Raw genomic sequence first — 14,258 nt, 5'->3', positions numbered from 1 at the left:
TTCCGTATTATTTGGATTCCATCACTTATGCCGAGCGGCAAGAGAAAATCCCACGATGCAAGCCGTCGTTCTCGCCGCGGGCAAGGGTACCCGCCTCCGCCCGCTCACCGAAGACAAGCCGAAGGTCCTCGTCGAAGCCAACGACAAGCCGCTTGTCGAGCACGTCTTCGACGATCTTATCGACCTCGATGCCGAGGAGTTCGTCGTCGTTGGCTACCTCAAAGAGAAGATTATGGAGCGCTATGGCGACGAATACCGTGGAATTCCGATCACGTACGCGCACCAGCGCGAGCAGAAGGGGCTCGCACACGCGCTCCTCACGGCCGAGCCGTACGTCGACGACTTTATGCTGATGTTGGGAGACAACATCTTCCGCGGGAACCTCGGCGACGTCGTCAGCCGACAGCGTGAAGACCGCGCGGACGCCGCGTTCCTCGTCGAGGAGGCGAGTCGCTACGGCGTCTGCAACACCAACAAGTACGGCGAGATCACGGAGGTCCTCGAAAAGCCCGAGGACCCGCCGTCGAACCTGGTGATGACCGGGTTCTACACGTTCACCCCCGCCATCCTCCACGCCTGTCACCTGGTCCAGCCCTCCGACCGCGGCGAGTACGAACTCCCTGACGCGATCGATCTCCTGATTCAGTCCGGCCGAACAATCGACGCCATCCGCCTCGACGGCTGGCGCATCGACGTCGGGTATCCCGAGAACCGCGACCGAGCGGAGGAACGCCTCACTGGCGACGAATCACAGCAGACCGACACGGGGTCGGAACCGGAACCGACAAAAGAGGCCTGATCGAACGCCGCCGTATGCAAGTGCTAGTCACCGGGGGTGCCGGATTCATCGGCTCGAACCTCGCCGAAGGGTTCCTTGACGCGGGCCACCGCGTCGTCGTCCTGGACAATCTCGATCCGTACTACGACCTCGGCATCAAGGAACACAACCTCGAAGTATGCCACGAAGCGGGTGACGACCACTTCGAGTTCGTCGAGGGCTCGACGACGGACGAGGAGTTGGTCGACGAGGTCGTCGCCTCGAACGACGTCGACGTGATTTTCCATCAGGCATCGAAGGCCGGCGTCCGAACGAGCGTCGAGCACCCGAAGGCCTACAACGAGAGCAACATCGACGGCATCGTGACCGTCCTCGAAGCCGCCGCGGATCACGGCGTCGACCGCGTCGTGAACGCCTCTTCCTCCTCGGTCTACGGCGTTCCCGAGTACCTCCCCTACGACGAGGACCACCCGAACCATCCCAAGAGTCCCTACGCGGTCACGAAACTCGCCGCCGAGCACTACTGCAACGTCTACGACGACCTCCGCGACCTCTCGACCGTAAATCTCCGATACTTCACCGTCTACGGCCCGCGGATGCGTCCGAATATGGCCATCTCGAACTTCGTCTCGCGCTGTCTGAACGGGGAACCGCCGATCATCTACGGCGACGGCGAGCAGACGCGCGACTTCACGTTCATCGACGACGTCGTCGAGGCGAACCGCACGCTACTGGAGACGAGCGACGCCGACGGCGAGTCGATGAACGTCGGCTCGAACGACAACATCTCGATCCGAGAGCTCGCCGAGTACATCGTCGCCGAGACGGGCGCAGACGTCGACATCGTCCACGAGGAGGCGAAAGACGCCGACGCGCGACACACCCACGCCGACGTCTCGAAAGCCGGTGAGCTGATCGACTACGAGCCCACCACGGACATCCGCGAAGGCGTCTCGAAGTTCATCGACTGGTACGAGGCGAACCGCGAGTGGTACGAACCGCTCGTCCGGAACTCCTAATTAGGGTTAAATGTCGACGCTCACTCCACCGTAACGCTCTTCGCCAGGTTCCGCGGCTTGTCGATCGGCCGGCCCTTCAGGTTCGCGACGTGGTAGGCGAACAACTGGAGATAGACGTTCGCGACGAGCGGCTCCATCACGCCGATCTCGGGGACGTCGAACGCCGCGTCCAGAAGCCCGCCGTCTTCGAGCGACGAACACCCCACGACAGGCGACCCCCTGGATTCGACCTCCTTGACGTTGTTCAGCGTCTCCTTCGAACGCGTTCCCTCTGTGAGCACGGCTAAGGTGGGCGTATTCGGTGTGACGAGCGCGAGCGGGCCGTGTTTGAGCTCGCCGGCGGCGAACCCCTCCGCGTGGTCGTAGGAGATCTCCTTGAGCTTGAGCGCCCCCTCCAGCGCGACCGGATAGCCGAGCTCGCGACCGATGAAGAAGAACGCGTCGCTGTCGACGTACGTTTCCGCGACTTCGAGCACCTGCGACTCGGCGTCCAGCGCCTGCTGGACGGCTCCCGGGAGGTTTCGAACGCTCGCGAGCACGTCGCTCGCGCGACTCGATCCCAACTCGCTACGATGGCGACCCAGATACACCGAAAGGAGCGTGAGCGTCGCGACCTGCGAGGCGAAGGTCTTCGTCGCGGCGACGCCGATCTCCGGCCCCGCGCGGATGTACAGCGTGTGATCCGCCTCGCGAGTCGCCGTGCTGCCGACGGTGTTCGTCACCGCGAGCGTACGAGCGCCGCTCCGATTCGCCTTTCTGAGCGCCGAGAGCGTGTCCGCCGTCTCGCCGCTCTGCGTGACGGCGACGACGAGCGTCCGCCACGGATCACGCCCGCCCTGGAACTCGTACTCGCTCGCGATCTCGACCGACGTCCGGACCGACGCGTGCTCTTCGAACAGCTGCGCGGCGACCATCCCCGCGTGATACGACGTCCCGCAGGCGACGATCTGGATTTCCTCCAGCGACTGGAGGTACTCCTCGGGGAGTTCGATGTCGAGGTCGACGTCGCCGTGTAACTCGTCCAGTCGACCGGAGATCGCCTGTCTGAGCGCCGTCGGCTGTTCGTGAATCTCCTTGAGCATATAGTGCTCGTACCCGCCCTTCTCTGCGGCCTCCGCCTCCCACTCGACAGTCTCCACCGCCCGCTCCACCCGTTGACCGTCCTGCTCTACGACGACGTCGTCCGCCGTGACGTAGGCGATGTCGCCGTCTTCGATGTAGGAGACGCGACGCGTGTGTTCGAGAAACGCGGTGACATCGCTCGCAATGAAATTTCCCGTGTCGCCGTGGCCGACGACGAGCGGGCTGCCTCGGCGAGTCGCGACGATGCCGTCGTACTCGGGCGTGACGACGCCGAGCGCGTAACTCCCGTGCAGGCGCTCGACGACCGCCTCGACGGCCTCCGGGAGCGACGCACCGCCTTCGAGTTCCTCTTCGACGAGGTGCGGGACGACCTCGGTGTCGGTCTCACTGGTGAACTCGTGCCCGCTCCGTTCCAGCTCGTCTCTGAGCGTCGCGTAGTTCTCGATGATTCCGTTGTGGACGACGGCGACGTCGCCCGTGCAGTCGACGTGCGGGTGCGCGTTCGCGTCCGTCGGTTCCCCGTGCGTGCTCCAGCGCGTGTGCCCGACGCCGATCGTCTCAGGCGAGTTGCTGGGAAGTTCCAGATCGTCGATCTCGCCCGCCTGCTTGTGGACTTCGATGCCGTCCCCGTCGGCGAGCGCGATACCCGCGGAATCGTACCCGCGGTACTCCAGGTTCTTGAGCCCGGTCGCCAGAATCGGGAGCGCTTCCGAACTGCCGACGTAGCCGACGATTCCACACATCTTATCCCCTCCGAACAGTCGCGTTCGATTCGATCCGCCCGGAGACGGACGCGCCGGTAGCGACGGTCGTGCCGTTCCCGATCACGGTCCCTGGCGAAACCGTCACGCCGCCGCCGAGATCCGCGTTGTCTCCGACGACACCCCCGAGACGGACGTTCTCGTAGTGATTGCCGTTCACGACGATGTCGGTGTCGCCGCCACTGACTGTCGCGTTCTCGCCGACTGTCGCGTTCTCGCCGACGATGCAATCCCGAACGACCGCGCCAGGTTCGATCGTCGCGTCCGCGAACACGACACTGTTCGAGACGACCGCGTTCGATCCAACTTCGACGTTAGCGCCGAGCGAAACGCCCGGAAGGACCGTCGCGTTCGCTCGGACGTACGTGTCAGGGCCGACGACGCAGTTGTCGGAAACCACTGCCGATTCGTGGACCGATACTGACGGGTGATCCGCGGCAGCCATATGATCGAGGATCCTCCCGTTCACCGACAACAGATCCCAGAGGTGCGAGACGTCGAGCCACTGTCCCTCGAACCGAACTCCCTCGATGTCGCCGTGACCGGCGATCCGCGAGAGGGTGTCGGTTATCGCTTGTTCGCCTGGCGAGTCGGTCTCCCGTATCGCGTCGAATATCGACCGGTCGAACGCGTACGCACCCGCGTTGATCAGGTTCGACGGCTGGGTGTGTTCCGGTGGTTTCTCGACGACGCTCACCACGGTGTCGCCGTCGAGTTCGACGACGCCGTATGCCGACGGTTGCCGTGAGCGGATAACGCTCATCACCGTGTTTCCCGTAGCCTCGCGCCGTCGAACGAGCCGCTCGACGGATTCGCTTCCCATAATCAAGTCTCCGTTCAGTACGACGAACTCGTCTCCGACCACGTCTTCCACCTGGAGGATCGCGTGTCCGGTTCCGAGCTGTTTCTCCTGAAGGACGTACTCTATATCGACGCCCCAGTCGTCGCCGTCGCCGAAGTGGTTCTGTATCCGCTCGCGTTTGTACCCCACGACGATGACGATCTCGTCGATTCCTGCCTCGGCTGCGGCCTCAACCACGTATTCGAGCAGCGGCTTGTTCGCCACTGGAAGCATCGGTTTCGGCCGCACGGCCGTGAGGGGCTCGAGACGTGTCCCCTCTCCGGCCGCGAGAATAACCGCTTTCATACATTGGGGTCCGTATCCCGCGTGATATGTTTTCCGGAGGACACCCATTCTCGATACCCGACGGCCCGCAGGTCCCACTTTTTTATGCGTGGAGTAACCGCCGCAAATAGCCTTATGACCGAGAAGACAGGTAATTACGGTATTGCTTACCAGCGCGGGTTTGAAAAATCGTATCTCTGTAATCGACACTTCACAAGGCTTATTCGCCCTTTCCGAAACAGTCACTCCATAATGGGTTCGCGCAGCGAAACAGACGATGGAAGGGGTCAGTCGATCCTCGATCTGGTGGAAGACTGGTATCAGATCCCCGCACTCCTCCTCGTGGTCGGTGCGATGTTCGCCTTCCGGATGCAATCGTACTCGAACTTCATCCGAGACGGTGAGGTATTCTTCTCGGGAAACGACGCGTGGTATCACTACAGATCGACGATGTATACGGTCCAAAACTGGCCATCTACGATGCCGTTCGATCCGTGGACTGGATTCCCTTACGGCACGTTCGCCGGCCAGTTCGGAACGCTCTATGATCAGATCGTCGCGACCGTCGCACTGATCGTCGGTCTAGGATCGCCCAGTCCCGAACTCGTGGCAAAAACGCTCCTCGTCGCGCCCGCAGTCGCCGGCGCGCTCGCGGTGATTCCGGTGTATTTCATCGGAAAGCGCCTCGCTGGACGACTTTCGGGTCTCTTCGGGGCAGTCGTGCTGATGCTGCTACCCGGCTCGTTCCTCAACCGGACCCTCGTCGGCGTCGCCGACCACAACGCGGTCGAACCGCTCGTGATGGCGCTCGGCGTCGCGGGACTCGTCGTCGCGCTCCAGAAGGCCGAGGAAACGATGCCGGTCTGGGAAGTCATACGCGAGGAGTTGTTCGAGAGGCGCGAAGTCGACACGCTCTCGGAGCCGCTGAAGTGGAGCCTCTTCGCCGGTTTCCTCGTCGGGATCTACATCTGGACGTGGCCGCCGGGCGTCGTCCTCGTGGGAATCGTCGGCGTCTTCCTTCTAGTCAAGATACCGAGCGACGTCGTCAATGAACGGACGCCCGAACCGACCGCGTTCGCCGTCGCGACGAGTATGTTCGTCGTGGCCGTGATGGCTTTGATCTCTCTCGAAATCACGTCGTTTTCGACGAACGACCCATCGCTGCTTCAACCAGGGGCCGCGTTGAGCGTCGCCGTCGCAGCCGTCTTCTTTTCCTGGCTCGCCCGCGTATGGGAGAGCACTAACCTCGACACGAACCTCTATCCCGTCGCGGTCGCCGGTATCGCCGTCGTCGGAATCGGCGTTCTCGCAATCCTTCCGATCGGAGTCGTCGACTCGATCGCTAACAACCTCCTCCGCATCGTCGGCTTTTCCGCGGGCGCGACCGCCCGAACCATCGGTGAGGCCCAGCCCTTCATCGCGCCGTCGACCCTCCAGCGCTACGGCGTCGAGGCGGCCGGTCGGATCTCGATCGAATACGGCCTGACGTTCTTCACCGGCCTCGCGGCCGCAGTCTGGTTGCACACACGCCCGCTCGTCAAGAGAGGCTCCACGCGGGCGTACGGCTACGTCGCCGGCGCACTCGCGGTCATCGCGCTCATCTTCCTCGTCCCGGCCATCCCCGGCGGGATCGAGAGCGTCACCGGCGTCGACGAGCAGGTCGCCGGCCTGCTCATCGTCTCGGCGCTCATCGTCGGTTCCACGTTCCTCGCAGACTACGACGCCGACAAACTGTTCCTCGTCGTCTGGGCCGTCTTCATCACGTCGATGGCGTTCACGCAAGTGCGCTTCAACTACTATCTGGCCATCGTCGTCGCCGTCTTCAACGCCTACCTCTTCGGACAGATCCTCAGCTGGGTGGACCTCGACGTCTCCGCGCGCGAGGCCGTCGACGACATCGACGGGTATCAGGTGCTCGCGGTCGTCGCCTCCATCCTTCTGATCCTCGGACCGGCGCTCGCCGTCCCGATCACCGTCGGCAACACCCAGACGTCGCCCGCGTGGCAGTCCGCGCAGAACAACGGTCCAGGCGCGGTCACCGTGTGGGACGAGTCGCTGGAGTGGATGCAGGGCAACACCCCCGAGGAGGGTAACCTCGGCGGTGCGGGGAACGCCGAGCAGATGCAGTACTACGGCACCTACGAGCGAACCGACGACTTCGAGTATCCGGAGGGCGCCTACGGCGTGATGTCCTGGTGGGACTACGGCCACTGGATCACCGTCGAGGGCGAGCGGGTTCCGAACGCCAACCCGTTCCAGCAGGGTGCCACGTCGGCCGCGAACTTCCTGCTCGCGCCGAATGAGACCCAATCGGAAGAGGTCCTCACTTCCCAGAGCACCGAGGGCGATCAGACCCGCTACGTGATGGTCGACTGGCAGATGGCGACGCCCGGCTCGAAGTTCGGCGCGCCGACCGTCTTCTACGACGCGGAAGAGAACGTCTCTCGCGACGACTTCGTCCGGACGCTCTACCGCTTCGACGACGAGAACGAGGGGCAGTTCGTCGGCACCACCTCGGTTCGCACCCAGCGCTTCTACAACAGCACGATGACGAAGCTGTACTACTACCACGGCAGCGCTCAGACGCCCTCGCCGATCGTCGTCGACTGGGAGGACCGCCAGGTTCAGACCGGCGGCGGCGAAGCGGTGACCGTTCCCGCCAACCCGCAGGGCGAAGGGACGTTCGTGCAGACCTTCGATAATATGAGCGCCGCCGAATCCTACGTCGAGGAGGACGACAGTGCCCAGATCGGCGGCGTCGGCCAGTACCCGGCCGAGCGCGTCGAGGCGCTCGAACACTACCGTCTCGCGCACGTGAGCGACACCTCGGCCGCGAACTCCATCCTCCGGACGACCGGCCGCGAGGCGCAGATCGCCGGCATCAACCCGCAGGCGACCGTCCCGAGCAACCCCGCGTGGGTGAAGACCTTCGAGCGCGTGCCCGGCGCGACGGTCGAGGGCAGCGGCGCGCCCGCGAACACCAACGTGACCGCGCAGGTCGAACTCCGGATCCCGAACACGAACTCGACGTTCGCCTACACCCAGCGCGCGGAGACGGACGAGAACGGCAACTTCGAGATGACGCTGCCGTACTCGACGGCCGGCTACGACGAGTACGGCCCGGAGAACGGCTACACGAACGTCAGCGTGCGCGCGACGAGCCCGTACACGATCTCCTCGCCCGGAACGTTCGAGAACGGGTCGATCGTCACCTACCAGTCGAACCTCTCGGTCTCGGAGGGCGACGTCAACGGTGACGACGACGGCACCGTGAGCGTCGAACTCGAACGCACCGAACAGGAGCTGCAGATCGGCGGCGGGTCCGGCGATAGTGAGTCTACCGACGAGTCGGGGAGTACCGACGGATCTGACGGCTCAACGTCCGACACGCAGTCGAGTCTGAGCGACTCGGCGGTTCAGACTGACGTCGCGCGGGCGAACTGACCACCCGACGCGACGGATCTCCGACGTTCTCATCGCAGCCGTCGCGAGAGAACAGAACGCGACAGTGGTTACCCAGAACACGTCCGAGGTCGAGCGACTCAGTGGAGTTTCCGTGGAGTCATACATAGACTCCGAATGAAAGTCCATCAAGCGGAACAGCCCGCTACAGTCACTCACGACACGCGAATCGACGCGTCCGGAAGGTCGAAAAAGGCCGTCTCGTAGCCGTCGTGGCGGGCGATCTGCGGCGGCGTCGTGATCGCGAGCGTCAGCTCGTCGCCCCGCCGAAGGGAGACGTCGGCGCCGGCCGCGCCGTAGTGGTAGCCGAGGTCCGGATCGAGCGTCGACGTCAATCGGGCGTTCGCGACCGTCTCGCCGTCCCGCGTCGCCGTCGCTTCGAGGCCCATCATCGGGAGGACGATCCCGTTGTGTCGCGTCCGCGCGGAGACGTACAGGTACGGGTCGGCGTCGAACCGGCCGTCCAGTTCCCCGCTGTCGACCGCGAACGCCTCGAAGACGACGTCGCCGGCGCGCCCGCGTCCGAGGTGTCGCCCGGGAAGGGAGTCGGCGCCGGGCGCGCGACCGACGGGCACGTCACCCATCTCCATCGGGGGGATCGCGCCGCGCTCGCCGCCGTTCTCGCTCTCGGCGATCTCGATCTCGGAGAGTTGGTCCGGACGGAACTCGAACTCGATCGCCGCGGTCTCTGCCGACTCGAAGGCGTCCGCGAAGCCGCCCGTCCGACGGGGCGAGACGCCGCCGATCCGTATCCGCGCCTCGTAGGCGCCCGCGCCGTCGAGCGGGTAGTTGTCGCCGTAGTGCATCCCCATCTGCTGGGAGAGCATCGGATAGGCGACCTCCTGGGAGACGAGCCCGTCCCCGTTTCGGATCTCGATCGACAGTCCGGAGTCGATCGGGAGGGCCATCCCGGTCTCGGTGTCCCACAGCGACGCCATCAGGTGGACGTCGTCGTCGGCCTCGACGACCGTCTTCGACTTTTCGACTCCCGTCAGCGTCCAGAAGCGGTGCGGGTAGGAGTAGGTGAGCGCGACGCCGTACCGGCCGGCGGTCGCCGTCCCGTACATTCCCATCCCCTCGGTGACCGCCGGGACGTAGACCGCGTCGGGGCGGTCCTCCGCCAGCGGCGGGTCCCGCCAGAGGGACTGTCGCTGGAACCCCAGCGTCTCGAGACAGCCGGCGGTCCCGAGCAGTCCGCCGGCCGCGACGCTCCCGAGGAACGCGCGCCGGGTCCTCCCCGAGTGGGTCCGCGTCGGAGGTGAAGGTGCCATCGTCTCTCCCGAACTTGCGGCTCGACGGTGATGACCGTTCCGAAGGTCGAGCGAACGATCGCGTCGAGCGAGCGATCGCATCGAGCCCTTCACCGCACGTCCTCGCGCGTGAGCCACTCGTACTCCGCGTCGGCGTGTTTCCGCTCCTCCTCGCGGATCTCCCCGTAGTTGGCGATCAGATCCGTCGTCGAGACGACGCCGACGACGTCGATGCCGTCGACGACGACGAGGCGGTGGACGTCGTTCTCGCGCATCTTTCGGGCCGCGCGCCGGAGCGAGGCCGAGGGACCGATCGTGACGAGCGGCGCGCTGGCCGCGTGCCTGACGTCGATCGACGACAGCGGTTCGTCCGTCCGGTGCGTCGCTTCGAGCACGTCGCGCTCGGTGACGATGCCCCCCGGCGCGCCGTCGTCGGTGACGACCGCGCTCCCGACGTCGGCGTCGAGCATCCGGTCGACGGCCGCCGCGAGCGAGGCGTTGAGGTCGACAGTCACGACCGACGAGGAGCAGATGTCGCTGACGCGCATTGGATACCACCTCAAGTGCGAGGAATATATATTCGGTCGTGACAGTCGTGAACGGACGTGAAATCGAATCCATCAGCCGTGGGTAATAGTGGGTAAGATCTATCTACGGCGGGTCCGAAGACGAACTACGATGAAAGTGACTGCCAAAGACCTTCGAACGAAGGAGACGGACGACCGGGGGCGAATTTACCTCGGAACGGAGTACGCGAACAAGCGCGTCACCGTCGCCGTCGTAGAGGTCGATTCAGATCGACCGGACGCCGAGGAACTCGCGACAGCGTATCAGGAGGCGTCCGAGAGCGCCCAGGAACTCGCCGAAGAGTGGGACGAGACTTCGACCGAAGCGTGGGGCGAACTGAGCGATGGATGAGGGACCGACGGTACGGCGGGGAGACGTCGTCATCGTCCGACTCCATCCTGCAGAAGGTCACGAGCTCAAAAAAACGCGTCCGGCCGTGGTCGTACAGAACGATATCGGGAACGCGAACTCCGCTACGACGATCATCGCTCCCGCAACGGGGACGTATAGGGACTACCCGTTCGAGGTACAGATAGAAGCGGCGAGTTCACCGTTCGAGAAGGACTCGTCAGTTCGGCTTGATCAGATTCGAACCGTTTCGGTGGAAAACCGAATCCACTCGGTCGTCGGATCGCTCGATGCCGGACCAATGCGGGAGATAGACGAGGCGTTGAAATTGAGCCTCGGTCTCGATTGACCGAGTTGGCGACTCGTACTGCCGGACAGAACTATGGGAATCGTACCGGCACCCTCGGGGTGCCGAATTGTCCCGCGGACTTCTATCCGGCAGTATCAGAGATCGCTACAGGAAGTCCTCGACGTACTCGGCGACCTCGTTCGGCGTGTCGCCGACGGGGACGCCCGCGTCGTTGAGTGCGTCGATCTTCGACTCGGCGGTTCCCGTTCCGGAGCCGGAGACGATGGCGCCGGCGTGGCCCATCCGCTTGCCCGGCGGCGCGGTGCGGCCGGCGATGAAGCCCGCGACGGGCGTGTCCATGTTCTGCGCGATGAACTGCGCGGCCTGCTCTTCGTCCTCGCCGCCGATCTCGCCGCACATCACGACCGCCTTCGTATCCTTGTCGGCCTCGAACGCCTCCAGCGCGTCGACGAACGACGTCCCGATGATCGGGTCGCCGCCGATGCCGATGGCGGTGGTCTGACCGAGCCCTCTTTCAGTCAAATTCGAGACGACCTGGTAGGTCAGCGTCCCCGAGCGGGAGACGAGGCCCACCTCTCCCGACTCGAAGATGTTGCCGGGCAGGATTCCCAACTTCGCCTCGCCGGGCGTGATGATCCCGGGGCAGTTCGGGCCGATGAGGCGGGTGTCGGTCTCGGAGAGGCGCTTGTTCACTTTCGCCATGTCCTGGGTCGGGATCCCCTCCGTGATCGCGACCACGAGGTCGAGGTCGGTGTCGAGCGCCTCGAAGATCGCGTCGCCGGCGAACGCCGGCGGGACGAAGATCACGGAGGCGTCGGCGTCCTCGGCCTCGACGGCCCCGTCGACGGTGTCGTAGACGGGGACGCCGGCGACCTTCTGGCCGCCCTTGCCGGGGACCGCGCCCGCGACGACGTTGGTGCCGTACTCGATCATCTGCTCGGTGTGGAACTTGCCCTCCCCACCGGTGATTCCCTGTACCACGACGCGCGTGTCGTCGTCGACGAAGATGCTCATTGGGATGCCTCCTGTGCGTTCTCGACCGCTCGCTGTACCGCGTCCTCCAGCGTCGCCTCGACGTCGACGAGGTCGGTGTTGAGGATCTCCATTCCCTCCTCGGCGTTCGTGCCGGCGAGCCGGACGACGACCTTCTTCGGGATCTCCTCGAAGGATTCAAGCGCCTCGTTGATCCCCTTCGCGACCTCGTCGCCGCGGGTGATGCCGCCGAAGATGTTGAAGACGACCGCGTCGACGTTCTCGTCGGAGAAGACCATGTCCAGCGCGTTCGCGACGCGCTCGGCCTTCGCGCCGCCGCCGATGTCGAGGAAGTTCGCGGGCTGACCGCCGAAGTGATCGACGAGGTCGAGCGTCGTCATCACGAGGCCCGCGCCGTTGCCGATGATTCCCACGTTTCCCGAGAGGCGGACGTAGTCGAAGCCGTACTCGTTGGCCTTCGCCTCGAGGTCGTCGGCGGCGGCCTCGTCTTCCATCTCCGCGAGGTCGGGCTGACGGAACAGCGCGTCCTCGTCGATGTTCATCACGGCGTCGGCCGCGACGACCTCTCGATCCGACGTGATCATCACGGGGTTGATCTCGATCTCGGAGGCGTCTTTCGACTCGTAGAGGTCGTAGAGCGTCGAGAGGATCGACGCGACGTCGCCGGCGACGTCGCCGGGGATCCCGGCGTCGTAGACGACCTTTCGCGCCTGGTAGGGGTGCAGACCGAACGCGGGGTCGATGTGCTCGCGGGCGATCGCTTCCGGCGTCTCCTCGGCGACGGACTCGATGTCGACGCCGCCTTCGGTCGAGACCATCGCGACGGGCTCGCCCTCGCCGCGGTCCATCGTGATTCCCACGTAGAGTTCGTTCTCGAAGTCGACGCCCGCCTCGACGAGGACCTTCTCGACGGTGTAGCCCTTGAGGTCCATCCCGAGGATCTCGTCGGCGTACTGTCGGGCCTCCTCCTCGCTGGTCGCGATCTTGATGCCGCCGGCCTTCCCGCGGCCGCCGACGTGTACCTGTGCCTTGATCGCCGCCGGGAAGCCGATCTCCGAGACGGCCTCGACGACCTCCTCGACGGTCGTCGCGAGGTGCGACTCGGGGACGGGTACCCCGGCATCGGCGAAGACGCCCTTCGCCTGATATTCGTGTAAGCGCATCGTCCGAGAGAGGGGTACGTATCCGCATAAAGCCCGTCGATATCGTTTCCGCAACTCGGCGGAGTTCGTCCGTGAGCGGCGGACTCACTCGAATTCGAATGCACCCGACGCGAGGGCTCGTTCGCTTCGGCGTCTTTTATCACCCTCCGCACGGAACCTCGTCTCGATGCGCGCAGCCAGATTCCACGAGCACGGCGGCCCCGAGGTACTGACGGTCGACGAGGTCGACGACCCCGACCCCGATCACGGACAGGTACTCGTCGACGTCGAGGCCGCGGCGGTGAACCCGGTGGACACGTACTTCCGCGAGGGCGAGTACCCCGTCCCGCACCTGCCGTTCGTCGGCGGATCGGACGTCGCCGGCACCGTCGCGGCCGTCGGTGACGGGGTCGAGCACTTCGCGGTCGGCGACCGCGTGTTCGGCACGGGACTCGGCAACGGGATGCCCGGATCGTACGCCGAGCGCGTCGCCGCGCCCGCGGACTTCCTCGCACACCTCCCCGAGGGGGTCGCCTTCGACGACGCCGCGGCGCTCGCGCTCGTCGGGACGACGGCCTGGCAGGGGCTCGTCCACCACGCCGCCGCCGAACCCGCCGAGACGGTGCTGGTCCACGGCGGCAGCGGCGGCGTCGGCCACGTCGCGATCCAGCTCGCGGAGACGATGGGCGCACGCGTCCACGCGACCGCCTCGCCCGATCACGCCGACGAACTCGAGTCGCTCGGAGCGGACGCGGTCTTCGACTACGCCCGCGAGGACCTCGCGGACGCCGTCGTCGACGCCGGCGGCGCGGACGTGATCGTCGACCTGCATATGGACCAGTACCTCCAGTTCAACGCGGACGTCGCGAACGCCGGCGCGCGCGTGATCGGCATCGGCAACGACACTTCGAGCGGGGGATTCACCGACATCGGCGTCACGAAGGGCAAGGAGGTCCGGTACCAGTTCATGTCGATGTACAACGCCGACGACATCGGTGCGGTGCTCGCTCGACTGGCGGACCTCGCCGTCCGCGACGAGATCGCGCCCGTGATCCACGAGACGTACGGCCTCGGAGAGATCGGCGAGGCCCAGCGCGCCGTCCTGGAGGACAGCTTCGTCGGGAAGCTCGTGGTGACGCCGTAGGGAACCTCGGATTCGAGAGCGCGCCGCCCACAGCAACGCCACGATGGGAACCAGGAGGAAGGGCCCGAAGACGACGGCGACTCCGGTCGCTGTCGCGCAGCCGATCCCGCGGCGTGAGAACCGGTCCGATCGGCCACGTCGGAAAGACCAGCGACTGGAGGCCGACAACGAGCATCGCCGTCGGAACGATCGATCTGCCTGCCCCCTTCACGAATGAACAAAAATGTCACTCCAGAGCCGGTCGTGTACATTTCTCTCGCGATATTCGGCCGATA

12 protein-coding genes are annotated in these 14,258 nt (G+C 65.1%); 6 read left to right on the top strand and 6 right to left on the bottom strand.

Annotated features, from left to right (window positions below):
• Nucleotides 1-55 precede the first annotated feature (55 nt).
• Together DV707_RS04250 and DV707_RS04245 are read left to right on the top strand one after the other, a co-directional pair.
• Nucleotides 56-799: a sugar nucleotidyltransferase gene (locus DV707_RS04250; RefSeq protein ID WP_103990457.1), complete on the top strand. Its 744-nt coding sequence runs from the start codon at nt 56-58 to the stop codon at nt 797-799.
• Between the two features lie 14 nt (nt 800-813).
• Nucleotides 814-1,797, top strand: coding sequence for a GDP-mannose 4,6-dehydratase (locus tag DV707_RS04245; RefSeq protein ID WP_103990458.1), 984 nt, complete (start codon nt 814-816; stop codon nt 1,795-1,797).
• 20 nt (nt 1,798-1,817) lie between these two features.
• Here DV707_RS04245 and glmS read toward each other — a convergent pair whose 3' ends face one another.
• Nucleotides 1,818-3,623: a glutamine--fructose-6-phosphate transaminase (isomerizing) gene (glmS, locus tag DV707_RS04240; RefSeq protein ID WP_103990459.1), complete on the bottom strand. Its 1,806-nt coding sequence runs from the start codon at nt 3,621-3,623 to the stop codon at nt 1,818-1,820.
• 1 nt (nt 3,624) lies between these two features.
• Nucleotides 3,625-4,788: a sugar phosphate nucleotidyltransferase gene (locus DV707_RS04235; protein ID WP_103990460.1), complete on the bottom strand. Its 1,164-nt coding sequence runs from the start codon at nt 4,786-4,788 to the stop codon at nt 3,625-3,627.
• Between the two features lie 231 nt (nt 4,789-5,019).
• Here DV707_RS04235 and DV707_RS04230 point away from each other — a divergent pair, with 231 nt between their 5' ends.
• Nucleotides 5,020-8,211, top strand: a complete 3,192-nt coding sequence (locus DV707_RS04230; RefSeq protein WP_103990461.1) for an oligosaccharyl transferase, archaeosortase A system-associated — start codon at nt 5,020-5,022, stop codon at nt 8,209-8,211.
• Nucleotides 8,212-8,384: 173 nt separating this feature from the next.
• On the opposite strand, the gene DV707_RS04225 is transcribed toward DV707_RS04230, so the two are convergent.
• Nucleotides 8,385-9,500, bottom strand: coding sequence for a DUF7350 domain-containing protein (locus DV707_RS04225; protein ID WP_103990462.1), 1,116 nt, complete (start codon nt 9,498-9,500; stop codon nt 8,385-8,387).
• An 89-nt stretch (nt 9,501-9,589) separates the two neighbouring features.
• Nucleotides 9,590-10,027, bottom strand: a complete 438-nt coding sequence (locus DV707_RS04220) for a CBS domain-containing protein (protein WP_103990463.1) — start codon at nt 10,025-10,027, stop codon at nt 9,590-9,592.
• 130 nt (nt 10,028-10,157) lie between these two features.
• On the opposite strand from DV707_RS04220, the gene DV707_RS04215 reads away from it, so the two are divergent.
• Together DV707_RS04215 and DV707_RS04210 are read left to right on the top strand one after the other, a co-directional pair.
• Complete coding sequence (locus DV707_RS04215) at nt 10,158-10,397, top strand: hypothetical protein (protein ID WP_103990464.1); 240 nt, start codon at nt 10,158-10,160, stop codon at nt 10,395-10,397.
• Entirely contained in the window at nt 10,390-10,743 is a 354-nt protein-coding gene (locus tag DV707_RS04210) for a type II toxin-antitoxin system PemK/MazF family toxin (protein WP_103990465.1), read from the top strand. The genes DV707_RS04215 and DV707_RS04210 overlap by 8 nt, the downstream gene beginning before the upstream one ends.
• A gap of 105 nt (nt 10,744-10,848) precedes the next feature.
• Here DV707_RS04210 and sucD read toward each other — a convergent pair whose 3' ends face one another.
• Nucleotides 10,849-11,718 (bottom strand): succinate--CoA ligase subunit alpha, encoded by an 870-nt coding sequence (gene sucD / locus DV707_RS04205; RefSeq protein WP_103990466.1) that lies wholly within the window; start codon nt 11,716-11,718, stop codon nt 10,849-10,851.
• Nucleotides 11,715-12,860 (bottom strand): ADP-forming succinate--CoA ligase subunit beta, encoded by a 1,146-nt coding sequence (gene sucC, locus DV707_RS04200; protein ID WP_103990467.1) that lies wholly within the window; start codon nt 12,858-12,860, stop codon nt 11,715-11,717. Before sucC ends, sucD begins: the two co-directional genes overlap by 4 nt.
• A 166-nt stretch (nt 12,861-13,026) precedes the next feature.
• On the opposite strand from sucC, the gene DV707_RS04195 reads away from it, so the two are divergent.
• Complete coding sequence (locus DV707_RS04195) at nt 13,027-13,983, top strand: NADPH:quinone reductase (protein ID WP_103990468.1); 957 nt, start codon at nt 13,027-13,029, stop codon at nt 13,981-13,983.
• Nucleotides 13,984-14,258 lie beyond the last annotated feature (275 nt).

Source organism: Halobellus limi (genome assembly GCF_004799685.1).
In the GTDB taxonomy this organism is placed as follows: Archaea; Halobacteriota; Halobacteria; order Halobacteriales; family Haloferacaceae; genus Haloquadratum; species Haloquadratum limi.
The sequence above is the reverse complement of the archived record's forward strand: the minus strand, read 5'-3'. Positions and strand labels throughout refer to the sequence as shown.